Here is a 23,784-nt window from a genome sequence, read left to right as displayed (position 1 = left end):
GCTACTCAAAAGAAATTGAAGCGCGCACGCAAGGCCTGCCAGGCGGAGACTTTGCCCGCCTCGGGCCAGGCTTGCTGCAACACGTCGAACAGGTGCTCGGCCAGGTGCACATGGCTCATATGCGCCTCGACGAAGCGGCGTCCCTGCTCGGCGATGGCCTCGGCCCGCACCGGATCGCCACGCAGCTCGGCGAGGTGCCCGCGCAACTCGTCGAGGTCGGAATACAGCAGCAGGTGGACGCCATCCTGCAGGCCGATGGCCGCCTCCTCGCTACCCTGGCGCCAGGCCAGGAGCACGCAGCCGCAGGCCATCGCCTCGAAGTTCTTGGCCATGTACTCGCCGAGCCCGACATCGGCGCTGACGAAGTAGCGGATGCGGTTGAGCATCTCGCGATAGGGCTGGCCCGGCGCGGTGCGCAGCAGCTGCAGCGGCTCTTGCGCCGCCAGCCGCTCCAGCAGTTCCTTGCGCTCGCCGTAAGCGGCGCTGGCAGTACGCCCGACGAAACCCAGCTCGATATCCCGCGCGCGCCCCTCGCAGTAGATGGTGCGCGGATCGTAGCCCTTGGCGAGAAAATGCACGTTGAACCCCTCGCCGCGCAGGCGTTCGGCGACGCTGGCGCCGGTCACCACGATGCGGGCGTTGGGCAGGGCGCGGTAGAAGCGACTGAAGCGCCCGCGCCAACGGGAAGCGGCCAGGTAGTTCTGGCAGGCGTCTTCCTCGTAGATCAACAGCCCGGGGATCTGCCGCAAGAAGGCGGTCTGGCGGCGGATGTTCTTGAAGTGCAGGTCCAGCAGCACGCGGTCATAACGCCCCAGATCGAGGCCGCGCAGATAGCGGCGCAGGTCGCGTTGCTCGTCCTTGCCGAGGATGCGCAAGTCGAGGTCGACCAGTTGTCCGAGCCGTTCATGGACGCAGGACAGATCCGGCTCGCGCCCCGCACTGCTGAGCGCCAGCACCTTCATAGGGTTCGGCTCAACCACAGACGGATGGCCTTGCGGGTGTAGGACCACTTCAACGCCACTCGCCAATCCGTGCGCAGCGCCTCGCGGTAGTAGCCGCGCGCCTGGTCGCGGTCGCCGGCCAACAGGCAGGTGCGAAACAGCGACAGGCAACGCTGGGCGCGGTAGGCCGGCTTGAGCGCTTGCAGGTCGGCCGGCAGTTGACGGAAGACCTCGTCCACCAGGGCCAGGCCGACGCGGCGTGCCGCCTCGGCGTTATGCCGTAGGCTGTCGGGATGTTTGTGGATGCGCGCCAGCATCAGGTCGAGCACCGCCACCCGAGGCTGGCTCAGGCAGTAGGCGAACACCGGGATGTCCTCGCTGTGCCGCAGGTGCTCGGGGTACGGCCGCTGCAGCAGCAATTCGCGGCGGAACAGGCAGGCGCCGTGACTGAGGGCGATGCGCTTATCCAGCAGGTAGCCCCGCAAGCGCGGCAAGACGTCGGCGGGAACGGCACTGGCAGGATGCTCGCGCTCACGGCCATCGGGCTGCACCGCCACATGCCCGGCCAGCCACAGGTCCACCTCGGGCTGGGCGCGCAGGCGTTCGCAGAGGCCAGGCAGTACCCCGGGCACCAGCTCGTCGTCGGCGTCGAGCAGCAGCACATGGCGCCCCCGCGCCAGTTGCACGCCCTTGTTGCGGGCCGCGGAGGGGCCGGCGTTGTCCTGGCGCACGCCCTGGAAGGCGGCGCCATGACGCTGACTCAGGCTGGCGAACAGCGCCGGCGTGTCGTCGCTGGAGCCATCGTCCACCACCCAGAGTTCGACCTCGGGGGTGGCCTGGGACAGCACCGAGTCGACGGCGCGCGACAGCACGCCGGCATAGTTGTAACTGGGGATGACGACGCTAAGCAGCGGCTCAGCCGACATTGTCGTACCAGTCCTTGCCATCCTTGACCACCAAGACGTCTTCCATGATCAGGTACTGCAGGTCCGAGCCGTAGAACATGTTCAGCGCGTCGGTCGGCGAGCAGATCATCGGCTCGCCGCGGCGGTTGAGCGAGGTGTTCAGCGACACGCCGTTGCCGGTGAGCTGCTCCAGCTGCAGCATCAGGTCGTACCAGCGCGGGTTGTACTCGCGCTTGAGCACCTGGGCGCGCGAGGTGCCGTCCTCGTGCACCACTTCGCCGACGCGCTCCTTCCAGCCCTCGTTGACCTCGAAGGTGAAGGTCATGAACGGACTCGGATGGTCGACCTTGAGCATCTGCGGCGCGACGGTGTCGAGCATCGACGGGCAGAAGGGGCGCCAGCGCTCGCGGAACTTGATCTGTTCGTTGATGCGGTCGGCCACCCCCGGCACGCTCGGGCAGCCGATGATGGAGCGGCCGCCGAGGGCGCGCGGGCCGAACTCCATACGGCCCTGGAACCAGGCCACCGGATTGCCGTCGACCATGATCCTGGCGATGCGCTCGGGCACGTTGTCGATCTGCTTGAATACCGGCTTGCTCGGATGCCGCGCGCAGGCTGCGATCACGTCCTCGTTGGAGTAGGCCGGGCCGAGGTAGACGTGCTCCATCTTCTCCACCGGCACGCCGCGCTGGTGCGAGACGTAGGCGGCGGCGCCGACCGCGGTGCCGGCATCGCCGGAGGCCGGCTGGACGAACAGTTCCTTGACGTCGTCGCGGGCGATGATCTTCTGGTTCAGCTTGACGTTCAGCGCGCAGCCGCCGGCGAAGGCGATCTTGCCGGTTTCCTTGAGGATGTCGCCGAGGTAGTGCTCCATCATCTGCAGCGCCAGCTTCTCGAACAGCGCCTGCATGCTGGCGGCGTAGTGGATATAGGGGTCGTCGGCGATGTCGCCCTGACGCTTGGGCCCCAGCCACTCGATCAGCTTCTTGGAGAAGTAGTAGCCCTTGCCGTTTTCCTTGTAGCGACGCAGGCCGATGACGTTGGCGTAGTCGGTGTTGATCACCAGCTCGCCGTTCTCGAACTTGGCCAGACGCGAGAAATCATACTTGCCGGCATCGCCATAGGGCGCCATGCCCATGACCTTGAACTCGCCGTCGAGCATCTCGAAGCCGAGAAACTCGGTGATCGCGCCGTACAGGCCACCGAGGGAATCCGGGTCGTAGAATTCCTTGATTTTGTGGATCTTGCCGTTCTCGCCCCAGCCGAAGAAGGTGGTGGCGTACTCGCCCTTGCCGTCGATGCCGAGGATCGCGGTCTTCTCCTTGAAGCCCGAGCAGTGGTAGGCGCTGGCGGCGTGGGCCAGGTGGTGCTCGACCGGCTCGATCTTGATCTTCTTCGGATCGAAGCCCAGCTGCTCCAGGCACCAGACGATCTTCTTGCGGTAGCGCTTGTAGCGGCGGTTGCCCATCAGCAATGCGTCGAGGGCGCGATCCGGGGCGTACCAGTAGCGCTTGGCGTAGTGCCAGCGGGCCTTGCCGAACAGGCTGATGGGGGCGAAGGGAATGGCCACCACGTCGACGTCGGACGGCTTGATGCCGGCCTGCTCCAGGCAGAACTTGGCCGATTCGTAGGGCATGCGGTTCTTCGCGTGCTTGTCGCGCACGAAGCGCTCCTCTTCCACCGCCGCGATCAGCTTGCCGTCGATGTACAGCGCGGCGGACGGATCGTGACTGAGGGCGCCGGACAGGCCGAGAATGGTCAGTGCCACAGGTTTGAGCCTCTAATTCGGGCAGGTGCCGGGCACCTGCGGTAAACGTTGGTCGAGCAACCGGTGCAGGGCGGAGTCCGCCGGCCAGTTGCGCAGAAAACGGGCGCGGTCGCGGGCATAGGCCCGGGCGAAGCCGCGCGCACTGCGATGCTGCTGCATGGCGTCCAGATCGATAAGAGACCAGTGCCCCGAGGCATCATCCCGCTCTTCAATCCAAAGCAGGTTGTGCCCCTTGAAATCGCCATGGCTGATGCGTTCGCGCAGCAAGGCGGCGAACAGGCGATCGAGCGCCAGCAGCTCGGTTTCCGGGGGCGATCCCTGCAGATGCGCCTGAAAACGCGCGATTATATCCTGCCCGCCGCAATATTCGGTAATCAGGTAGGCGCGCCCGCGCAGCCAGCACCAGCGTCGCTCCAGCACCGCCAGCGGGCGCGGCGTGGCGATGCCGAGCAGCTCCAGGCGATGGCCTTCGCGCCAGCTGTGCCAGGCCCGGCTGGGCCGCCAGAAGCGCCGCAGCCAGTGCCCCAGCCCCTTGAGGTTGTAGCGCTTGACCACCAGGGCACGGCCGCCCAGCTCGATGCGCGCGACGGTGGCGCTGCCGCCGCGCTTGAGCGCCTGGCCGTCCGCCAGCACGGCATCCGGGGCGTCGAGCAGGGGCTGCAGCTCGGCGGCGCACTCGCGGCGCACCACGCGCAGGCCGAAGGCACCGACCTTCGCGGCGAACAGGCTGCAGTCGCGACCGACCTTGCGCAGGTAGTCGCGCAGGCGCCAGCATCGCACTTTTTCCACTTCCTTGAGCAGCGCCTCCAGTGGCAGCGCGTGCTCGCCGTTGGCCAGCAGGTAGTGGATCAGCAGCTCCTCGGTGAAGGGCGCAAGCTCGGCCGGCAGCTGGGCGAAGAACACGCCGAGGTTCTCCAGCACCCTGGCTCGCGACAACGGTTGCCCCGGGGTCTCGACCCGGACCCCGCCACCGTCGATCAGATACAGGCGACCGTCATGCCGCAGCAGGTTGTCCAGGTGCAGGTCGGCCTGCCACAGGCCCTTGCCGTGCATCTGCGCGATGGCCGTCAGGGCCTCGCCCAGCACCGCCTGCTGGGCGACGGACAGCGGCGCCTCGCCGGCCACCTCGCGCCAGGCATCCCAGAGGCTGTGCGCGCCATCGAGGTAGTCGAACAGCAGCCAGCCGCCCTGGCCCTGGGCAAAACCCTCGGCCAGCAGCTCGGGGGTGAGCAAGGCCTGCTCGGCCAGCAGCCGGGCGCCGTCCAGCTCGCGGCGAAAATGCCGCTCGGCCTTACCGCCAACCAGCAACTTGGCCAGCACCGCCCGCCCTTGCCACTGCGCCAGGCCGACGTAACGCTGCCCCGGCAGCACCCGCAGCCAGCGCTCGACACGCAGCTCGTCGCCCGCCAGCGTCAGGTTCAGCGGCAGGGCCGGTGCACGGCCGCTGCCGGCCAGTTGCTCGAGCCGCATCAGCGCGATTCCTTGTGCAGGCGACGGGCGCCCAGGCGGGCGAACCAGCGTTCGAGGCCGACTTCGCCGCCCAGGTAGGCGGCCAGCAGCTTGCGCATCTCCGCCTCGCCCCAGGCGCTGGCACGGCGCAGCAGCGGCTCGAGGTCCTTGATCCGGTCGCGCCGGCCGAGCAGCAGCGGGCGGGTCTTCTCCAGGTCGATCAACTGCGCGGCGAAGCCCTTCGCGCCCTCGCGCAGGAAGATGTGTTTGGGGTAGAAGCAGCCGTGCACCTGGCCGGCCTGGTGCAGGCAGCGGGCCAGCTCGCCGCAGGCCTGCAGGATGCCGGCGCGGCGCGCAGCGTCCAGTTCGGACCAGCGCGCCAGCCAGTGTTCCAGGTCCTGCCAGCCGTCCAGGGCGCGCGTCAGCAGCACCGCGCGCTGCTCGCCGGGCGCACGGCGCTGGGCGAAGAACACCGCCTGCAGCGCGGGGATGCCCAGTTCACCATAGCGTCGGATATTGCGGAACTCGCGGGCGAAGGTGGGCTCGCCGAACGGATGGCACAGGCTGCGCCTCAGGTGGTTGCTCTGCCGCTTGAGGTAGAACGCCGAGTCGCCCAGTTCCAGGCGATAGACGCTGCTCCAGCCGCCGCGCTCGGTGTTGGGCTCGTCCACCGCCTCCAGCCTGAGCGCCCACAATGCCTCGAAACTGGCCAGGCCGTGCTGCTCCAACAAGGCGCGTTCCTGCGCGGCGATAAAGTCCTTCATTCCCTGCCCTCGAAAAACGTCAGTATCTGCCGCAGACGCCGCTTGTCGCCGGGCGTCAGCCGCGTGCGGCCACGATACTGCAGGTAAAAACGCAGTCGCTGGGTGCGCGACAGCTGGTACTTGGCCACCTTGTCCAGGCAGGCCAGGTCCTTGACGATGCGATAGCGCAGCAGCGGCCCCCACCAGAAACTGCCGGTGGGGCAGTCGATGAAGAACAGCTCGCCGGCCTGGTTGACCAGCAGGTTGCGCCACTTCAGGTCGTTGTGGGTGAAGTGGTGATCGTGCATCAGGCGGGTGGCGCGGGCCAGTTGCCGACTGATGCCGTCGACCCAGGCCGGGTCGCGCAGGCGCGCATCCTGGGCATGGGCCAGCGCCGCCAGGTCCAGGGTGCCTTCCAGCTCGCGGGTGATCAACGCGCCGCGGACGAAGGCGCCGGCCTGGCGTTCCAGGCCATGGGCGACGATGGGCGCGGTAGGAATGCCCCACTTGGCGAAGTGCTTGAGGTTCTGCCACTCGGCCTTGACCCGCGGCCGGCCGACGAAGCGGCGCAGACCCTTGCCGGCGCCCCAGTAGCGCTTGACGTAGTAGCGCACGCCGCCGCGCTCGAGGCGGATCACCTCGGACAGCGGATCCCTGGTCAGACGCTCGCCTTCGAGGGCGAACACCGCCTGCAGGCTGGCGAACTCCACGGCCAGGGCGGCGGGCAGGTCGTCCGCCAGGCGCCATTCGCTCATTGCCCGGCCCCCGACGCGTACTTGCGCTCATAGCGGCCGCGCAGGCGCTGCGCCTTGCCCTCCAGCCAGGCGAGCAGGCGCGCCTCCTCCTGCAGCACCTGACGCAGCGGCCGTTGGAAGTAGCCGCGCAGGAAACGCAGCTTGTCGCGGCGGGTCAGGCCGATGTCCAGGGCGGAGAAATACAGCCCGGCCAGGTCCTTGTCGCGCCAGCGCCGTGGCGTGGCGGCGCGCACCTGGGCACGGTGCAGGTCGATCAGCGACAGGCGCAGGGCGTCGGCCGTCGGCGGCCGATCGGTATGCAGCAGGAAGTGGCAGATATAGCAGTCGCGGTGATTGACCCCGGCACGGTGCATGGTGCCGGTCATCTGCGCCACCTCGCGGATCAGCGCCCATTTCAGCTGCGGCGCCGGCGGCCGCTCGCGCCAGTGCAGGCTGAACTGCTCCAGGTCGACGGTCGGCGCCAGCTCCTCGGTAACGATGAAGGAGTGCTGCCTGGCCGGGTTGGCGCCGCGCTCGCCGTAGGCCACCGCAGTCATGGTCGCCACGCCGGCCTCGGTCAGACGCTGGATCGCCCGCCACTCCTGGCCGGCGCCGAGCACCGGAGCCTTGGCGCTGAGCAGGTTCTTGGCGATCTCACCCCAGCCGACGCCGCGGTGGATCTTGACGAAATAACCGCGCCCCTCGACCTCGGTGCGCAGCGTGCGGCGCCCTTCCAGCTCGCGGTAGACCTGCCCCTGCAGCGCCTCGACCGCGGCGAAGGCGTCCTGCCCGGCCCACAGGCGCTTGAACGGCTCGGCGAGGATCAGCTTCACGCGCGGCGCTCCGCCAGGATCACGTCGGCGGCCTTCTGCGGCATGGAGTACAGGTCGGCGCTGTCGGCGTAGGCCAGACCGTTGCGTCCCCAGAACGCGCGGCGCTCGGGGTCGGCGAGCATGTCGGCGAGGGTCTGGTTGAGCTGCTCCTGGCGGAACGGGCTGGGTAGCACGCGGCCGCAGTCGGCGTCAGCGATGTAGTGGGCGTAGCCGCAGACGTCGCTGACCAGCACCGGCAGGCCGGCCACCAGCGCCTCCAGCAGCACGGTGCCGGTGTTCTCGTTGTACGCCGGGTGGATCAGCAGGTCGGCGCCGAGCAGAAAGCGCGGAATATCGCTGCGGCCCTTGAGGATCTGCACCCGATCGGACAGGCCCAGCGCCTTGATCTGCAGCAGGAAGGGATTGGGGTCGTCCTGGCCAATGGCGATCAGACGGGTGCGCTGCCTCAGCTCGCGCGGCAGCGAGGCCAGCGCCTTGAGGCTGCGATCCAGGCCCTTGGTCTTGAAGCCGGAGCCGATCTGCACCAGCAGCAGCTCGTCGTCGGCCAGCTCGAACTCGCGACGGAACTCGGCGCGGATCTCGGCGGCATTGGCCGGCGCGCGACGATCCTGGGCGATGCCCGGCGGCAGCAAGTGGAAGCGCTGCAGCGGGGTCTTGTAGTGCTTGACGAACAGCGGCTGCTGCACCTCGGAGATCATCAGGATCTCGGTCCTGGACTCCGGCGCGAACACCGCACGCTCGTAGTCGGCAAAGTGCCTGTAGCGCCCCCAGCGCCGGTAGAGCGGGTTGCGCAGGGTCTGCGCCTTGTCCTCGAAGCAGCCGTCGGCGGCGTAGTAGACGTCCAGGCCCGGCATCTTGTTGAAGCCGATCACCCGGTCGACCGGGTCGCGTTTCAGATCGGCCTGCAGCCAGGCGCTGAACTTCTCGTTGCGGCGGTGGTTGAACAGCGCCCTGACCGGCGCCACGCGCACGTCGAAACCGCCCGGGTTGTCGCCTTCCCAGATCGGCGTGTAGACGCGGATGGCGTGGCCACGGGACTGGCACTCCAGGGCGATGCGCATGAAGTCGCGCTGTAAGCCCCCAAACGGGAAGTACTTGTAAAGGACGAAGGCCAGTTGCATCAGTGATGTTCCCTGAGGGTAGGTTGGCGCCGAGCGTGCGAAGTCCAACGATAGGCCGATTCGGGCGTCGCCGCGCTCGGCAACCTGCGATTGCATGACGGCATCAGAGGGTCTCCGGCGCCAGCAACAGCGCCTCCAGTTCGGTGCCTACGCGCTCAGCGTCCAGGCCGTCGAAACAGGGTGTATGGCGATCGCCGCTGCCGGCGCCGGGGCCGCTGGCGCACAGGTGAACCTGGCTGCGGCCGTAGGCGCCGACCTTGCCCGGCAGCGTCGGGCCGTACAGCGAGATGCTCGGCACATCCAGCGCCGCGGCCAGGTGGCCGAGGCCGGTGTCCACCGCCACGCAGGCGCTGGCGCCGGCGATCACCTTGGCCACCCCGGCCAGGTTCAACTTCGGCAGCACGGCGGCATGGGTCAGGCCGGCGGCGATGCGCTCGGCGCGCGCCTTCTCCGTCTCGTTGCCCCAGGGCAGGCGCACCGCCCAGCCGAGGGCGTCCATGCGCTCGGCCAGGGCGCGCCAGTTGGCCTCCGGCCAGTGCTTGCTGGCCCAGGTGGTGCCGTGCAGAAACAGCAGATAGGGCTGCGCGGCGCCGTCCGCCATCGCCGCGCGGTTCAGCCCGTAATCGCCGGTGCCGGCCGGCAACGGGTAATCCAGCGCCTGGGCGAACAGCTGGCGCACCCGCTCCAGCGCGTGCTGATCCTTGGCCACCGCGTAACGGTGGTCGTAGAAACGGCTGGCCAGCGGCTCGCGCGCCGAATCGCGATCCAGCCCGGCCACCGGCGCCTTGACGTAACGGGTCAGCCAGGCGCTTTTCAGCAGGCCCTGGGCGTCGATCACCAGGTCGTAGCGAGTCTCGCCCAGGCGCTGCTTGAAGCGTTTCCACTCACCGCTGCGCCAGGTGCGCAGCGGATGCTGGCGCCAGCGGCGGATGGCCACCGGAATCACCTGGGCCACGGCCGGGTGCCAGGCGGGGATCTCGGCGAAGCCCTCCTCCACCACCCAGTCGAAGCGGATGCCGGGAATCGCCCGCGCCGCATCGGTGAGCGCCGGCAGGGTATGCACCACGTCGCCCAGCGACGAGGTCTTGACGATCAGTACCCGCACTACTCGACCTCGACCGGGTCGCCCACCAGGCGATCGAGGGCCTCGATCACCGGCCGCGGCTTGAGTTCGCGCAGGCAGTTGTAGTGGCCGAAGCGGCAGGTGCGGTCGAAGCAGGGGCTGCAGTCCAGACCCAGGCGGACGATCTCGACCTGGTCGGCCAGGGGCGGGGTGAAGCCCGGCGAGGTGGAGCCGTACACCGCCACCAGCGGCCGGTTGAGCGCCGCCGCCACGTGCATCAGCCCGGAATCGTTGGACACCACCGCGCCGGCCGCCGACATCAGGTCGATGGCCTCGGCCAGGCTGGTCTGCCCGGAAAGGTTGACCACCTCCTCGCGCAGCCCGGGAATCAGGCGCATGCGGATGTCCTCGCCGCCGGCGTGGTCGTTCTTCGAGCCGAACAGCCACACCTGCCAGCCGGCGCGGATCTTGATCTCGGCCACCTTGGCGTAGTACTCGGCCGGCCAGCGCTTGGCCTCGCCGAACTCGGCGCCGGGGCACAGCGCCAGCACCGGGCGATCCAACTGCAGCTCGAACTTGGCCAGCGCCGCCTGACGACTGCCCTCATCGATTTGCAGACGCGGCTGCGGATAGGGCTGAGGAATCTCGGCGCCATCTTCATAGGCCAGCGCCATAAAGCGCTCGATCATCAGCGGATAGCGGTCTTTGTCCAGCGTGCGGATATCGTTGAGCAGGCCGTAGCGCAGCTCGCCCTTCCAGCCGGTGCGCTGGGGGATACCGGCGAACCAGGGCACCAGCGCGGATTTCAGCGAATTGGGCAGCAGGATCGCCTGGTCGTACTGGCCGGCCAGCGACTTGCCGATGCGCCGGCGGGTGGCCAGATCGAGCACGCCATGGCCGAGCGGCAGGCTCAGGGCGGCGCGCACCTCGGGCATGCGCTCGAGAATCGGCCGGCTCCAGTCGGGCGCCAGCACGTCGATCTCGCAGCCGGGATGGCGCTGCTTGAGGCAGACGAACAGGGTCTGCGCCATTACCATGTCACCGACCCAGCTGGGGCCGACAATCAGAATTTTCATACGGGCAATATCGGTAGGTTGGGTTGAGGAGCGAAGCGACGAAGCCCAACGGGCATGGCCTGGGTCGGCGCCATGTTGGGCTTCGCTGCGCGCTCAGCCCAACCTACGGGTCACTTCACCAGAGTGCGCCACTCGGCGTGAGCACTGGTCTTGCCGGTGACCAGGTCGAAGTAGGCCTTCTGCAGCTTCTCGGTGACCGGGCCGCGGCGGCCGATGCCGATCTGCCGGCCGTCGACTTCGCGGATCGGCGTGACTTCGGCGGCGGTGCCGGTGAAGAAGGCCTCGTCGGCGATGTACACCTCGTCGCGGGTGATGCGCTTCTCCACCACCTTGATGCCCAGCTCGCCGGCCAGGGTCAGGATGGTGCTACGGGTGATGCCGTTGAGGCAGGACGTGACTTCCGGGGTGTACACCACGCCGTCCTTGACCAGGAAGATGTTCTCGCCCGAACCCTCGGCCACGTAGCCTTCCGGATCCAGCAGCATGGCCTCGTCGGCGCCGCCGGAGATGGCCTCCTGCAGGGCCAGCATCGAGTTGATGTAGTTGCCGTTGGCCTTGGCGCGGGTCATGGAGATGTTGACGTGGTGGCGGGTGTAGGAGCTGGTGCGCACCTTGATGCCGTTGACCAACGCTTCCTCGCCCATGTAGGCGCCCCAGTGCCAGGCGGCGACGATCACGTGCACCTTGAGACCCGAGGCGCGCAGGCCCATGCCCTCGCTGCCGAAGAACACCATCGGACGCAGATAGGCGCTTTCCAGGCCGTTCTCGCGCACCGCGGTGCGCTGCGCCTGGTTGATCTCTTCCTTGGAGAAGGGGATCTGCATGTTGAAGATATGCGCCGAATCGAACAGGCGGTCGGTGTGCGCCTGCAGGCGGAAGATGGCGGTGCCGTCCGGGGTGTTGTAGGCGCGCACGCCCTCGAACACGCCCATGCCGTAATGCAGGGTGTGGGTCAGCACATGGGTGTTGGCTTCGCGCCACGGCACCAGCTCGCCGTCGTACCAGATCACGCCATCACGGTCGGACATCGACATCTTGCCTGCTCCTCAATTCGCTTCGCGGTTCAATCATGCTCGGGGCCATCGCCCCCGTTATTCAGCTCAGTTCCAGCTGCCGCCAAAGGCGCATCACGGCGCGGCGTTCGGCCTGGAACTGATCGCCCGGCACCACCCCGGGCTGCTTCTGCAGCGCCTGGCGGTGGGCGGCCGAGCGGTAAACCTTGTAGACCTCGCGCAGCAGACCGGCATCCTCGGGGGACATCAGACCGACCCGCTCCAGCCCTTCCAGAATGCGGATATTGTCAGTGAACTCGAGCAGCTGCGGGTGTTGCCACGACCAGGCCAGGGCCGCGTATTGCACCATAAATTCGATATCGACGATACCACCGGCATCCTGCTTCAGATCGAAGGAGGCCGTGGCCTCGAAGGCATTCTCCGCGGTGCCGGCGGCGGTGGCGCGGGTGCCGAGGTTGTCGCGCATCTTCGCCCGCATCTCGCTGACCTCGCTGCGTAGCGCGGCGATATCGCGCCGGCGGCCGAGCACCTCGCCACGCACCCGGGCGAACTCGCCGGCCAGCCGCTCGCAGCCCACCAGCACCCGCGCGCGCACCAGCGCCTGGTGCTCCCAGGTCCAGGCCTCGCTCTCCTGGTAGCGCTGGAATGCGCCGAGCGAACTGACCAGCAGCCCCGCCGCCCCCGAAGGCCGCAGGCGCATGTCCACCTCGTAGAGCGCGCCGGAGGTGGTCTGGGTGGTCAGCAGGTGAATGATGCGCTGGCCCAGGCGGGTGAAGAACTGCGCGCCATCGATGGGCTTGGCGCCATCGGTCTCGGCCTGCGGATCGCCATCGTGGATAAACACCAGGTCCAGATCCGAGCCGTGGCCAAACTCCAGGCCGCCGACCTTGCCGTAGCCGACAATGATGAAATCGGGGTCGCAGGGCGTACCATCGGTACGAAACGGCCGGCCATGACGCTGCACCGTGTGCTGCCAGGCCAGCGCCAGCACCTGGTCGAGAATGGCCTCGGCCAGCCAGGTCAGGTAGTCCGAGACCTTCATCAGCGGCAGCGTGCCGGCGATCTCCGAGGCCGCCACGCGCAGGCTGTGGGCCAGCTTGAAGTGACGCAGCGCCTCCATCTGCTGCTCCAGGTCGTCCTCGGGAATGCGGATCAGCCGCTCGCGCAGCTCGGCGGCCAGCTCCGGCGCCAGCGGCGGGTGATACAGGCGACCCTCGTTGAGCAGCTCGTCGAGCAGCAGCGGGAAACGCGCGATCTGCTCGGCGATCCACGGGCTGGCGGCGCACAGGGCGATCAGCCGCTGCAGCGCGCCGGGGTTCTCGGAGAGCAGCACCAGGTAGGCCGAGCGTCGCGCCACCTTTTCCACCAGCGGCAGCACCCGCTCCAGCACCAGGTCCGGCGCTTCGTGCTCCACGGTCTGCGCCAGCAGGCGCGGCACGAAGGCATCCAGGCGCTCGCGACCGAGGCGCTGCATGGCGCGCACCTGCGGGCCGTTGCGCAAGTCGCCGAGGCGCTTGAGCGCGGTGGCCGGCTCGGCAAAACCCGCCTCCTGCAGCTGGCGGCAGGCACCCTCCTCGTCCAGCGCCTCCTCCCACAGCGGCAGCCATTCGGCGCCGACGCAGGCCTCGCCGCCCTGCGCCTCGTCCTCGTCGGGGTCGGCGATCACCTGCTGGAAGTGCCATTCGATGCGTCCGCGCCAGTGCATCAGGCGCTCATGGAAACTCGCCCAGTCGGCAAAGCCCATGATGGTCGCCACCCGCGCCTGGTCGCGCGCGTCGGCCGGCAGCATCTGCGTCTGCCGGTCGCCGATGCCCTGCAGGGCGTGCTCGGTGTAGCGCAGGAACTCGTAGCCCTCGCGCATCTCCGCCACCACCGCCGGCGGCAGATAGCCCTGACCCTCCAGGGTCGCCAGCACCTTGAGCAGCGGCCGCTGCTGCAGGCTGAGGTCGCGCCCGCCGTGAATCAGCTGGAAGGCCTGGGCGATGAACTCGATCTCGCGGATGCCGCCGGCGCCGAGCTTGATGTTCTCACTCATGCCCTTGCGCCGCACCTCCTGCTGGATCAGCAGCTTCATCGCGCGCAGCGCCTCGATGGCGGAGAAATCCAGGTAGCGCCGGTAGACGAAGGGCCGCAGCATCTCCAGCAGCTCGGCGCCGGCGACCTGGTCGCCGCCGACCACGCGCGCCTTGATCATGGCGTAGCGCTCCCAGTCGCGGCCCTGGTCCTGGTAGTACTGTTCCAGCGCGTTGAAGCTGAACACCAGCGCGCCGCTCGAGCCGTAGGGGCGCAGGCGCATGTCGGTGCGAAAGACGAAGCCGTCGACGGTGATGGCATCCAGAGCCTTGATGAGTTTTTGCCCGAGACGGATAAAGAACTCCTGGTTGTCCAGCGGCCGCTTGACCCCCTCGGTCTCGCCGCCTTCCGGGTAACCGAAGATCAGGTCGATGTCCGAGGACAGGTTGAGCTCGAAGGCGCCGAGCTTGCCCATGCCGAGGATCACCATGTGCTGCGCCTGGCCGCTGCGCCGGCCGATGGGCGTGCCGAACTGCGCGCAGTGACGCGGGTAGAGCCAGTGGTAGGCCAGGTCGATACTGGCGTCGGCAAGGTCGGAGAGGTCGCGGCAGGTTTCGCTCAGCGGCACCTGGCGGCTGATGTCGCGCCAGATGATGCGCAGCTGCTGGCGGTTGCGGAAACGCCGCAGGCAGCGGCCCAGCGCCTCCTCGTCGGCGCAGTCGGCCAGTTGCGCCGCCAGCTGCTCGCGCAGCTCGCCCGGCGCCAGGCTGCGCTCCAGTTCGCCGGCCGCGCCCAGGGCAAGGAACATCGCCGGATCGCGCAGCGCCTGCTCGGCGACGAAATCGCTGAGCGCCGCCACTCGTCGCCAGGCCTCGCGACGCGGCGCCGGCCAGGCGGCCCACTGCGCGGGCAGGCCCTCATGCTCGGCCAGCGCCGCCTGCAGTGACTGCTCGGCGCGCTCGGCCAGGGGGATCAGGGAGGGGGGCAACTCGACCGGCAACGGCAGGCTCATGGTCTATCCTTTTCGCGGACTGCCGGACGCATGGCGGGTTCACCCGGAACCCCGCTCCTGCGGGGCGCGCACGGCCGGCAGCGGCGCGGATTGTAGTTTTACTACTAAAGAATTGTATCCAGAGGGCTGAATCCGCCGTCGAAATGTAGTAAAACTACAAGCGGCCGGTCCTACCCCCGGTAAATCCAAGAATTCAACTCGCCCGCCCAAAAAGCCGGCGAGACCCAACTGGCCTCCGATTCTGGAAGCCTTTCCGCCCTGGAGCAAGCCATGCAAGACCTCGATCCGATCGAAACCCAGGAATGGCTGGACGCCCTTGAATCCGTCCTCGACCGTGAGGGTGAAGACCGTGCCCATTACCTGATGACCCGTCTGGGCGAGTTGGCCACCCGCAGCGGTGCGCAACTGCCCTACGCGATCACCACGCCGTACCGCAACACCATCCCGGTCACCCACGAAGCGCGCATGCCCGGCGACCTGTTCATGGAGCGGCGCATCCGCTCGCTGGTGCGCTGGAACGCGCTGGCCATGGTGATGCGCACCAACCTGGACGATCCGGATCTGGGCGGCCATATTTCCAGCTTCGCCTCCTCGGCGACCCTGTACGACATCGGCTTCAACTACTTCTTCCAGGCCCCGACCGACGAACACGGCGGCGACCTGGTGTTCTATCAGGGCCACGCCAGCCCCGGCGTCTACGCCCGCGCCTTCATGGAAGGGCGCATCAGCGAAGAGCAGATGCAGAACTTCCGCCGCGAGGTGGACGGCAAGGGCCTGTCCTCCTACCCGCACCCCTGGCTGATGCCGGAGTTCTGGCAGTTCCCCACCGTGTCCATGGGCCTGGGCCCGATCCAGGCGATCTACCAGGCGCGCTTCATGAAGTACCTGGAGGCGCGCGGCTTCATCCCCGCCGGCAAGCAGAAGGTCTGGTGCTTCATGGGCGACGGCGAGTGCGACGAGCCGGAATCCCTCGGCGCCATCGCCCTGGCCGGCCGCGAGAAGCTGGACAATCTGATCTTCGTCATCAACTGCAACCTGCAGCGCCTCGACGGCCCGGTACGCGGCAACGGCAAGATCATCCAGGAACTCGAAGGCGTGTTCCGCGGCGGCGGCTGGAACGTCAACAAGGTAGTCTGGGGCCGCTTCTGGGACCCGCTGTTCGCCAAGGACAAGGACGGCGCCCTGCAGCGTCGCATGGACGAGGTGGTCGACGGCGAATACCAGAACTACAAGGCCAAAGACGGCGCCTACGTGCGCGACAACTTCTTCAACACCCCGGAACTCAAGGAGATGGTCAAGGACCTGTCCGACGACGAGATCTGGAAGCTCAACCGCGGCGGCCACGACCCGTACAAGGTCTATGCGGCCTACCACCAGGCGGTCAACCATCAGGGCCAGCCCACCGTGATCCTGGCCAAGACCATCAAGGGCTACGGCACCGGCGCCGGTGAAGCGAAGAACACCGCGCACAACACCAAGAAGGTCGACGTCGACAGCCTGCGCCAGTTCCGCGACCGCTTCGACATCCCGGTCAAGGACGAGGAGCTGGAGAAGCTGCCGTTCGTCAAGCCGGAGCCGGGCAGCCCCGAGTACAAGTACCTGCACGAGCGCCGCGCCGCCCTCGGCGGTTTCGTGCCGCAGCGCCGGCCCAACAGTTTCAGCATCCCGACCCCGCCGCTGGATACCCTCAAGGCCATCCTCGACGGCTCGGGCGACCGCGAAATCTCCACCACCATGGCCTTCGTGCGCATCCTCGCGCAACTGGTCAAGGACAAGGAGCTGGGTCAGCGCATCGTGCCGATCATCCCGGACGAGGCACGCACCTTCGGCATGGAAGGCATGTTCCGCCAGCTCGGCATCTACTCCTCGGTCGGCCAGCTGTACGAGCCGGTGGACAAGGATCAGGTGATGTTCTACCGCGAGGACAAGAAGGGCCAGATCCTCGAGGAAGGCATCAACGAAGCCGGCGCCATGAGCTCGTTCATCGCCGCCGGTACCTCCTACTCCAACCACAACCAGCCGATGCTGCCGTTCTACATCTTCTACTCGATGTTCGGCTTCCAGCGTATCGGCGACCTGGCCTGGGCGGCCGGCGACAGCCGCACCCGCGGCTTCCTCATCGGCGGCACCGCCGGACGTACCACGCTCAACGGCGAGGGCCTGCAGCACGAGGATGGCCACAGCCACCTGATGGCCGCGACCATCCCCAACTGCCGCACCTTTGATCCGACCTACGGCTACGAGCTGGCGGTGATCATCCGCGAGGGCACCCGGCAGATGATCGAGGAGCAGCAGAACGTCTTCTACTACATCACCGTGATGAACGAGTCCTACCAGCAGCCGGCCATGCCGGAAGGCGTCGAGACCGGCATCATCAAGGGCATGTACCTGCTCGAGGAAGACAAGAAGGAGGCCGCCCACCACGTGCAGCTGCTGGGTAGCGGCACCATCCTGCGCGAAGTGCGCGAGGCGGCGAAGATCCTGCGCGAGGAGTTCAACATCGGCGCCGACGTATGGAGCGTCACCAGCTTCAACGAACTGCGCCGCGACGGCCTGGCCGTGGAGCGCATCAACCGTCTGCACCCGGGGCAGAAGCCCAAGCAGGCCTACATCGAGCAGTGCCTGTCCGGGCGCAAGGGCCCGGTGGTGGCCAGCACCGACTACATGAAGCTGTTCGCCGAGCAGGTGCGCCAGTGGGTGCCGAGCAAGGAGTACAAGGTACTGGGCACCGACGGCTTCGGCCGCAGCGACAGCCGCAAGAAGCTGCGTCACTTCTTCGAGGTGGACCGCTACTGGGTCGTCCTGGCCGCCCTGGAAGCCCTGGTGGACCGTGGCGAGATCGAAGCCAAGGTGCTGGCCGACGCCATCGCCAAGTTCGGCATCGATCCCGATAAAGCCAACCCCCTGGACTGCTGAGGAGCGTAGCGATGAGTGAATTGATTCGCGTACCCGACATCGGCAGCGGTGAGGGTGAAGTTATCGAGTTGTTCGTCAAGGTCGGCGACCGTATCGAAGCCGACCAGAGCCTGCTGACCCTGGAGTCGGACAAGGCCAGCATGGAAATCCCGGCGCCCAAGGCCGGCGTGGTCAAGGAACTGAAGGTCAAGCTCGGCGACCGCCTGAAAGAGGGCGACGAGCTGCTGGTGCTGGAAGTCGAAGGCGGCGCCGAGGCGGCGCCTGCGGCCAAGGTCGAAGCCGCCCCGGCCGAGGCCCCCAAGGCTGCCGCCGCACCCGCTCCGGCCGCTGCTCCGGCGCCGGCCGCCGCTGCCACCAGCAGCGTGCAGGACGTGCACGTGCCGGACATCGGCACCGACGGCAAGGTCAAGGTCATCGAGGTCCTGGTCAAGGCCGGCGACAGCATCGAAGCCGACCAGTCGCTGATCACCCTCGAGTCCGACAAGGCCAGCATGGAAATCCCCTCGCCGGCCGCCGGCGTGGTAGAGGAAGTGCTGGTCAAGCTGGATTCCGAAGTCGGCACCGGCGACCTGATCATCAAGCTCAAGGTGGCCGGTAGTGCGCCTGCCGCACCGGCCGCGGCGCCCGCCGCCGCGCCGGCCAGCCAGGAGGTGCACCGCGTGCCGGAAGGCGCCGCACCGGAAGTGGCCGCCGAAGTGCGCGCCATCGCCGCGCTGTCGGCCGCCGCCGCCGAAGTTGCCAATGCACCCAAGCGCGACGCCGCCAAGGTGCACGCCGGGCCTGCCGTACGCATGACCGCGCGCGACTTCGGCGTCGACCTGGCCGACATCACCGGCACCGGACCGAAAGGCCGCATCCTCAAGGAAGACGTGCAGGCCTACGTCAAGGCCATGATGAGCAAGGCCAAGGCCGCGCCCGAGGCGGGTGTCGCCACCGGCGGTGCCGGCATCCCGCCGATCCCGGCGGTGGACTTCAGCAAGTTCGGCGAAATCGAGGAAGTGGCGATGACCCGCCTGATGCAGGTCGGCGCCGCCAACCTGCACCGCAGCTGGCTCAACGTGCCGCACGTGACCCAGTTCGAGTCGGCCGACATCACCGAGCTGGAAGCCTTCCGCGTGGCGCAGAAGGCCGTGGCCGAGAAGGCCGGGGTCAAGCTCACTGTGCTGCCGCTGCTGCTCAAGGCCTGCGCCCACCTGCTCAAGGAGCTGCCGGACTTCAACAGTTCGCTGGCCCCCAGCGGCAAGGCGATCATCCGCAAGAAGTACGTGCATATCGGCTTCGCCGTGGATACCCCGGACGGTCTGCTGGTGCCGGTGATCAAGAACGTCGACCAGAAGAGCCTGCTGCAGCTTGCTGGCGAAGCCGCTGCCCTGGCGGAGAAGGCGCGCAACAAGAAGCTGTCGGCCGACGACATGCAGGGCGCCTGCTTCACCATCTCCAGCCTCGGTCATATTGGCGGCACCGGCTTCACGCCGATCGTCAACGCGCCTGAGGTGGCGATTCTCGGCGTGAGCAAGGCGAGCATGCAGCCGGTATGGGACGGCAAGGCCTTCCAGCCGCGCCTGATGCTGCCGCTGTCACTGTCCTACGACCACCGGGTGATCAACGGCGCCGCCGCCGCTCGCTTCACCCAGCGCCTGTCGCAGCTGCTGGCGGATATCCGCACCCTGCTGCTGTAAGGTCGCGCACCACCTTTCGAGCACGCCACGCTCGTATCCTCAACCCCGCCCGTTCAGGCGGGGTTTTTTTACCTTTCAGCCCCGCGGACATGGCAATGCCTTGTCCACCACTGCGGCACCAATGGCGGACAGGCCCTCGGCATGTCCGCCCTACAGCACTCCATAGTGCTAGCCGCGCTGCACGTTGCGAATCAGAAAGCTCAGCGCCTTGGCCAACTCGGCCGCGCCCTGGTGATCGCGCAGGATGCTCAGTAGCGGGCTGCCGTCGCCGGGGTTGATCAGCACGCAACGGATGCCGCCGGCCGGGCATTCGTAGCGGATAAAGGGATCGACCCCAAACACCGACACGCGCTGGTTGCGCACGGCGATGGCGGTGCCCTGGGCGCCACGACTTTCCTCGCGCAGGATCAGCTCGCCGGGCACGCCGATGCCGATGCGGTAGAGCAGATCCTGACGCTGCGCCTGGCCGACCTGGTAGGCGGCGCGCAGCGCATAGGTGTCGAGCAGCGCGTTGCTGTGGGCGAGCAGCGCCTGGCGCTCGTCGGCGGTCAGGTACAGGCGCTTGAGCCCGTCCAGGTAGGCGGCCTGCTCGTCGCCCTGCAACCCGGCGACCGCTTCGGCGTCGGCGGCAGTCGCCGGCGCGGCAGCGAACAGCGCGCCCAGCAGGGCCAGGGCCATCAGTTTTCTTGTCAGTATCGATTGCATGATGCACCCTTGCCGAACGCTATAGTGAAGTAGGCCTGAGCCCGAGCCTCCGTCCGCACCGCGGCTGCCCCAGGCAGCGGCGGCCCCGTACCGAGAACGGATGCCTAGCCCGGTCAGCATACTGGAAGCCCGCCGCCCAATGAAAAGCCATCCCGATGCCGGCACCCGTTCGGCAGCCGAGGTTGTGACGCAGTTGCCAGTGCCCTCGCGGCTCGGCATGTTGCGTTTCGAGCGCTTGAACGAGCCGAGCTGGGCCCTGCTGTTTCTCGATCCCGCCTGCGAACGCCAGCTCGGCATCAGTGCCAGCGACCTGTGCGCCCTGGTCGATGCCCCCTACGCCAGCCTGATGGAACCCGAAGCGCGCTACCGCCTGCACGACGCCATCCAGCAGCAGCTGCTGCAGGGCCCGCACTACCTGGTGCGCTATACCCTGCACACCCCTCAGGGCGCGCTCAACCTGCTGGAAGTGGGCGAACCCTTCAAGCAGCACAACCGCCAGCTGCTGCGCGGCTACCTGCTGGTGGCGGACCAGAGCCTGAGCCAGTGCAGCCCGCCCGAGCAGGAGCTGCAGGCGCAGAACCAGCAGCTACGCAGCTCGCTGCAGCAGTACCAGCGCGCCCAGGACGACCACCTGCAGCACCTGCAGCGCTCGCGCACCCAGCAGCGCCTGATCGTGCGCCTGGCGCGCCAACGCTACGTCTCCAGCGACCCGTTGCTGGAGGCCGCCGAGCTGATCACCCAGGCCGCCTGCGAGGTCTACGGCGTAGCCCGCGCCGGCCTGTGGAAGCTCGGCAGCCACAGCCTGGAGTCGGTGACCCTGTACCGCCGCGACCTGGCTCGCCACGAACGCCTGGCCGATATCGACGCGCGCGCCTTCCCGCGCTACCTGGAAGCGCTGCACAGCGGCCGCGCCATCGACGCCGAGGACGCCCGGCACGACCCGCGTACCGCCGAACTGAACGCCAGCTACCTCGAGCCGCTGGGCATCGGCGCCATGCTCGACGCCGGAGTGCGCGTCGACGGCGAGGTGGTCGGCGTGCTGTGCCTGGAACATAGCGGCGGCCCGCGCACCTGGCAGGCCGACGAGATCGCCTTCGCCGGCGAACTGGCCGACCAGTACGCCCAGGTACTGATCGGCCAGCAGAAGCGCAGCGCCACCCATGCCCTGCACCTGTTCCAGCGCGCGGTGGAACAGAGTGCCAGCGCCTTCCTGCTGGTCGACCGCGACGGCCGGGTGGAATACGTCAACCCCAGCTTCACCGCCATCACCCTGTACAGCGGCGACGAGGTCTGCGGCCGCCGCCTGTCCGAGCTGCCGGCGCTGGCCAACCTCAGCGACCTGCTGTTCGATGCCCGCTCCAGCCTGGCCGAGCACAACAGCTGGCAGGGCGAATTCCGCAGCCGGCGCAAGAACCAGGAGCCCTACTGGGGCCAGCTGTCGATCTCCAAGGTGTACGGCGACGACGGCGAGCTGACCCACTACATCGGCATCTACGAAGACATCACCGAGGCCAAGCTGGCCCAGCAGCGCATCGAACGCCTGGCCTACACCGACAACCTGACCAACCTGGGCAACCGCCTGGCCTTCATCCGCAGCCTCGAGGAACGCTTCGCGCGCAGCCCGCGACCGCCGCTGGGGCTGCTGCTGGTGGACATCGACAACTTCAAGCGGATCAACGACAGCCTCGGCCACCAGACCGGCGACAAGCTGCTCTCGGCCCTCGCCCGGCGCCTGCGCAACAGCCTCGGCGCCAAGGGCAGCCTGGCGCGCTTCGCCAGCAACGAGTTCGCCATCCTCCTCGACGGCGGCGACCAGGAGGCCGCCCAGCGCATCGCCCAGCAGGTACTGCAGACCCTGGACAAGCCGCTGTTCGTCGACAACCAGCTGATCAGCATCACCGGCTCGGTCGGTCTGGCGCTGGCGCCGCAGCACGGCGACGACCCGCAGACCCTGATGAAGCACGCCGGCCTGGCCCTGCACAAGGCCAAGGCCAACGGCAAGCACCAGGTGCAGCTGTTCACCGAGGCGCTCAACGCCGAGGCCAACTACAAGCTGTTCGTCGAGAACAACCTGCGCCGCGCCCTGACCCAGAGCGAACTGGAGGTGTTCTACCAGCCCAAGCTGTGCCTCAAGAGCGGCCGGCTGCTGGGCATGGAGGCGCTGCTGCGCTGGCACCACCCGGAGAAGGGCATGATCCGCCCCGACCAGTTCATCAGCGTGGCCGAGGAAACCGGGCTGATCATCCCCATCGGCAAATGGGTGGTGCGTCAGGCCTGCCGCATGAGCAGGCAGCTCAGCGCCATCGGCCTGGGCGAGCTGCAGGTGGCGATCAACCTGTCGCCCAAGCAGTTCTCCGACCCGGATCTGGTCGGCTCCATCGCCGCCATCCTCCACGAGGAACAGCTCGAACCCCGGCTGCTGGAACTGGAACTGACCGAGAGCCTGCTGCTGGAAGCTACCGAGGACACCCGCCACCAGCTCAGCCGCCTGAAAAGTCTGGGCCTGACCCTGGCGATGGACGACTTCGGCACCGGCTATTCCTCGCTCAGCTATCTGAAGAAGTTCCCCATCGACGTGATCAAGATCGATCGCAGCTTTATCAAGGACATTCCCGACAATCAGGACGACATGGAGATCACCTCGGCGGTGATCGCCATGGCCCACAACCTCAAGCTCAAGGTGGTCGCCGAAGGTATCGAGACCGCCGCCCAGCTCGGCTTCCTCCGCCGCCAGCAGTGCGACGTCGGCCAGGGCTACCTGTTCGACAAGCCGATTCCCGGCCGCGAGCTGATCGACAGCCTGCGTCGCTACCCCTGCCGCCCGGCGCCCACATCCGACCAACGGACGTAACGCGCCACGCCGCGCCTGGTCCACTGCTTGCCCACTTCTCAGGAGATCGCCATGGTTCTGCGTTCCCAGATACTCGCCCACAAACTCGAGCTGCCCAGCGCCGAGCAGGCCCTGCCCGGCCGCAGCGAAGCCCTGCCGGTGCCCGCGGCGCACCATGTCAACGGCCACCCGCTGCAGCCGCCCTTCCCTGCCGGCCTGCAGCAGGCGGTATTCGGCCTCGGCTGCTTCTGGGGCGCCGAGCGGCGCTTCTGGCAACAACCCGGGGTGTACAGCACGGCGGTGGGTTACGCCGGCGGCCATACGCCGAACCCGACCTACGAGGAAACCTGCTCCGGGCTGACCGGGCATACCGAGGCGGTGCTGGTGGTGTTCGACCCGCGGCAGACCAGCTTCGAGGCCCTGCTCAAGGTGTTCTGGGAGGCGCACGATCCCACCCAGGGCATGCGCCAGGGCAACGACCGCGGCAGCCAGTATCGCTCGGCCATCTATTGCCAGGACGCGGCGCAACTGGCTGCCGCCCGCGCCAGCCAGGCGCGCTTCCAGGCCGAGCTGGACAAGGCCGGGCTCGGCGCCATCACCACCGAGATCCGCGAGGCGCCGCCGTTCTACTACGCCGAGGCCTATCACCAGCAGTACCTGGCGAAGAACCCGAACGGTTATTGCGGCCTGGGCGGAACGGGCGTATGCCTACCGCCTGAACCCAAGGCCTGAAGGAGGGGCGATCGCCATGGAACTGAGCAGTATCGCCAGCCAGGTTTCCAGCCAGGCGTCGGCGCAATTCTCGGCGCAGATGTCGCTCCTGCTGCTGCGCAAGACCCTGGAGCTGCAGGCGTCCGGCGTCGCCAGCCTGGTGCAGGCGGCCGCCCCGGTCAGTGCGCCGAGCAACCCGCCGCACCTGGGCAACAGCATCGACGTGATGGCCTGAGACGCGGCGCCGAAGCGGCCCCGCCGGGTGCGCCATG

At 67.9% G+C, this 23,784-nt stretch carries 18 protein-coding genes; 5 read left to right on the top strand and 13 right to left on the bottom strand.

The features are described 5' to 3' along the window. Positions 1 to 5: 5 nt before the first annotated feature. From ACIGFL_RS01260 to glnE, 12 genes are all read right to left on the bottom strand, one after another. Entirely contained in the window at positions 6 to 962 is a 957-nt protein-coding gene (locus tag ACIGFL_RS01260) for a glycosyltransferase (protein WP_122109194.1), read from the bottom strand. Continuing rightward, the gene (locus ACIGFL_RS01255; RefSeq protein ID WP_397495867.1) at positions 959 to 1,867 is read right to left on the bottom strand and encodes a glycosyltransferase family 2 protein; all 909 of its coding nucleotides are present in this window, start codon (positions 1,865 to 1,867) and stop codon (positions 959 to 961) included. Before ACIGFL_RS01255 ends, ACIGFL_RS01260 begins: the two co-directional genes overlap by 4 nt. After that, positions 1,857 to 3,614 carry a carbamoyltransferase gene (locus tag ACIGFL_RS01250; RefSeq protein ID WP_397495866.1) on the bottom strand — a complete coding sequence of 586 codons (1,758 nt, stop codon included), beginning with the start codon at positions 3,612 to 3,614 and terminating at the stop codon, positions 1,857 to 1,859. The genes ACIGFL_RS01255 and ACIGFL_RS01250 overlap by 11 nt, the downstream gene beginning before the upstream one ends. Positions 3,615 to 3,626: 12 nt before the next feature. Next, positions 3,627 to 5,084, bottom strand: a complete 1,458-nt coding sequence (locus tag ACIGFL_RS01245) for a lipopolysaccharide kinase InaA family protein (protein WP_397495865.1) — start codon at positions 5,082 to 5,084, stop codon at positions 3,627 to 3,629. Continuing rightward, positions 5,084 to 5,827 (bottom strand): lipopolysaccharide kinase InaA family protein, encoded by a 744-nt coding sequence (locus tag ACIGFL_RS01240; protein WP_397495864.1) that lies wholly within the window; start codon positions 5,825 to 5,827, stop codon positions 5,084 to 5,086. Before ACIGFL_RS01240 ends, ACIGFL_RS01245 begins: the two co-directional genes overlap by 1 nt. Continuing rightward, complete coding sequence (locus tag ACIGFL_RS01235) at positions 5,824 to 6,561, bottom strand: lipopolysaccharide kinase InaA family protein (protein WP_397495863.1); 738 nt, start codon at positions 6,559 to 6,561, stop codon at positions 5,824 to 5,826. The genes ACIGFL_RS01240 and ACIGFL_RS01235 overlap by 4 nt, the downstream gene beginning before the upstream one ends. Beyond that, positions 6,558 to 7,373, bottom strand: coding sequence for a lipopolysaccharide core heptose(I) kinase RfaP (gene rfaP, locus ACIGFL_RS01230; protein WP_021443204.1), 816 nt, complete (start codon positions 7,371 to 7,373; stop codon positions 6,558 to 6,560). Before rfaP ends, ACIGFL_RS01235 begins: the two co-directional genes overlap by 4 nt. Continuing rightward, positions 7,370 to 8,494: a glycosyltransferase family 4 protein gene (locus tag ACIGFL_RS01225; RefSeq protein ID WP_397495862.1), complete on the bottom strand. Its 1,125-nt coding sequence runs from the start codon at positions 8,492 to 8,494 to the stop codon at positions 7,370 to 7,372. The genes rfaP and ACIGFL_RS01225 overlap by 4 nt, the downstream gene beginning before the upstream one ends. A gap of 103 nt (positions 8,495 to 8,597) precedes the next feature. Next, positions 8,598 to 9,599: a lipopolysaccharide heptosyltransferase I gene (waaC, locus tag ACIGFL_RS01220; protein ID WP_397495861.1), complete on the bottom strand. Its 1,002-nt coding sequence runs from the start codon at positions 9,597 to 9,599 to the stop codon at positions 8,598 to 8,600. Further along, complete coding sequence (waaF, locus tag ACIGFL_RS01215) at positions 9,599 to 10,633, bottom strand: lipopolysaccharide heptosyltransferase II (protein ID WP_397495860.1); 1,035 nt, start codon at positions 10,631 to 10,633, stop codon at positions 9,599 to 9,601. The genes waaC and waaF overlap by 1 nt, the downstream gene beginning before the upstream one ends. A 110-nt stretch (positions 10,634 to 10,743) precedes the next feature. Continuing rightward, positions 10,744 to 11,667, bottom strand: coding sequence for a branched-chain amino acid transaminase (locus ACIGFL_RS01210; protein ID WP_397495859.1), 924 nt, complete (start codon positions 11,665 to 11,667; stop codon positions 10,744 to 10,746). A 61-nt stretch (positions 11,668 to 11,728) separates the two neighbouring features. Further along, positions 11,729 to 14,671 carry a bifunctional [glutamate--ammonia ligase]-adenylyl-L-tyrosine phosphorylase/[glutamate--ammonia-ligase] adenylyltransferase gene (gene glnE, locus ACIGFL_RS01205; protein ID WP_397495858.1) on the bottom strand — a complete coding sequence of 981 codons (2,943 nt, stop codon included), beginning with the start codon at positions 14,669 to 14,671 and terminating at the stop codon, positions 11,729 to 11,731. A 270-nt stretch (positions 14,672 to 14,941) separates the two neighbouring features. On the opposite strand from glnE, the gene aceE reads away from it, so the two are divergent. Together aceE and aceF are read left to right on the top strand one after the other, a co-directional pair. Continuing rightward, on the top strand, positions 14,942 to 17,587 hold the full coding sequence (aceE, locus tag ACIGFL_RS01200; RefSeq protein WP_397495857.1) for a pyruvate dehydrogenase (acetyl-transferring), homodimeric type: 2,646 nt from the start codon (positions 14,942 to 14,944) through the stop codon (positions 17,585 to 17,587). 11 nt (positions 17,588 to 17,598) lie between these two features. Next, complete coding sequence (aceF, locus tag ACIGFL_RS01195; protein ID WP_397495856.1) at positions 17,599 to 19,266, top strand: dihydrolipoyllysine-residue acetyltransferase; 1,668 nt, start codon at positions 17,599 to 17,601, stop codon at positions 19,264 to 19,266. Between the two features lie 168 nt (positions 19,267 to 19,434). Here aceF and ACIGFL_RS01190 read toward each other — a convergent pair whose 3' ends face one another. Then, complete coding sequence (locus tag ACIGFL_RS01190) at positions 19,435 to 19,944, bottom strand: hypothetical protein (protein ID WP_397495855.1); 510 nt, start codon at positions 19,942 to 19,944, stop codon at positions 19,435 to 19,437. Between the two features lie 166 nt (positions 19,945 to 20,110). On the opposite strand from ACIGFL_RS01190, the gene ACIGFL_RS01185 reads away from it, so the two are divergent. The 3 genes from ACIGFL_RS01185 to ACIGFL_RS01175 are packed head-to-tail and all read left to right on the top strand — an operon-like array spanning position 20,111 to position 23,747. After that, complete coding sequence (locus ACIGFL_RS01185; RefSeq protein WP_397495854.1) at positions 20,111 to 22,822, top strand: putative bifunctional diguanylate cyclase/phosphodiesterase; 2,712 nt, start codon at positions 20,111 to 20,113, stop codon at positions 22,820 to 22,822. A 51-nt stretch (positions 22,823 to 22,873) separates the two neighbouring features. Beyond that, positions 22,874 to 23,533, top strand: coding sequence for a peptide-methionine (S)-S-oxide reductase MsrA (gene msrA, locus ACIGFL_RS01180; protein WP_021442717.1), 660 nt, complete (start codon positions 22,874 to 22,876; stop codon positions 23,531 to 23,533). Positions 23,534 to 23,549: 16 nt separating this feature from the next. Further along, positions 23,550 to 23,747 (top strand): putative motility protein, encoded by a 198-nt coding sequence (locus tag ACIGFL_RS01175; RefSeq protein WP_397495853.1) that lies wholly within the window; start codon positions 23,550 to 23,552, stop codon positions 23,745 to 23,747. Positions 23,748 to 23,784 lie beyond the last annotated feature (37 nt).

Origin of the sequence: Pseudomonas sp. NPDC077649 (assembly GCF_044542855.1) — a bacterium.
Classification (GTDB): Bacteria; Pseudomonadota; Gammaproteobacteria; order Pseudomonadales; family Pseudomonadaceae; genus Aquipseudomonas.
Note: the sequence above shows the minus strand (reverse complement) of the source record. Positions and strands in the feature narration are given on the sequence as shown.

Coding starts and splice junctions, on each gene's coding strand:
- ACIGFL_RS01235 (WP_397495863.1), bottom strand. CDS start 6,561: ATGAGCGAATGGCGCCTGGCGGACGACCTGCCCGCCGCCCTGGCCGTG.
- ACIGFL_RS01255 (WP_397495867.1), bottom strand. CDS start 1,867: ATGTCGGCTGAGCCGCTGCTTAGCGTCGTCATCCCCAGTTACAACTAT.
- waaF (WP_397495860.1), bottom strand. CDS start 10,633: ATGAAAATTCTGATTGTCGGCCCCAGCTGGGTCGGTGACATGGTAATG.
- ACIGFL_RS01225 (WP_397495862.1), bottom strand. CDS start 8,494: ATGCAACTGGCCTTCGTCCTTTACAAGTACTTCCCGTTTGGGGGCTTA.
- ACIGFL_RS01210 (WP_397495859.1), bottom strand. CDS start 11,667: ATGTCGATGTCCGACCGTGATGGCGTGATCTGGTACGACGGCGAGCTG.
- aceF (WP_397495856.1), top strand. CDS start 17,599: ATGAGTGAATTGATTCGCGTACCCGACATCGGCAGCGGTGAGGGTGAA.
- ACIGFL_RS01185 (WP_397495854.1), top strand. CDS start 20,111: ATGAAAAGCCATCCCGATGCCGGCACCCGTTCGGCAGCCGAGGTTGTG.
- glnE (WP_397495858.1), bottom strand. CDS start 14,671: ATGAGCCTGCCGTTGCCGGTCGAGTTGCCCCCCTCCCTGATCCCCCTG.
- ACIGFL_RS01175 (WP_397495853.1), top strand. CDS start 23,550: ATGGAACTGAGCAGTATCGCCAGCCAGGTTTCCAGCCAGGCGTCGGCG.
- msrA (WP_021442717.1), top strand. CDS start 22,874: ATGGTTCTGCGTTCCCAGATACTCGCCCACAAACTCGAGCTGCCCAGC.
- ACIGFL_RS01260 (WP_122109194.1), bottom strand. CDS start 962: ATGAAGGTGCTGGCGCTCAGCAGTGCGGGGCGCGAGCCGGATCTGTCC.
- aceE (WP_397495857.1), top strand. CDS start 14,942: ATGCAAGACCTCGATCCGATCGAAACCCAGGAATGGCTGGACGCCCTT.
- ACIGFL_RS01240 (WP_397495864.1), bottom strand. CDS start 5,827: ATGAAGGACTTTATCGCCGCGCAGGAACGCGCCTTGTTGGAGCAGCAC.
- ACIGFL_RS01190 (WP_397495855.1), bottom strand. CDS start 19,944: ATGGCCCTGGCCCTGCTGGGCGCGCTGTTCGCTGCCGCGCCGGCGACT.
- ACIGFL_RS01245 (WP_397495865.1), bottom strand. CDS start 5,084: ATGCGGCTCGAGCAACTGGCCGGCAGCGGCCGTGCACCGGCCCTGCCG.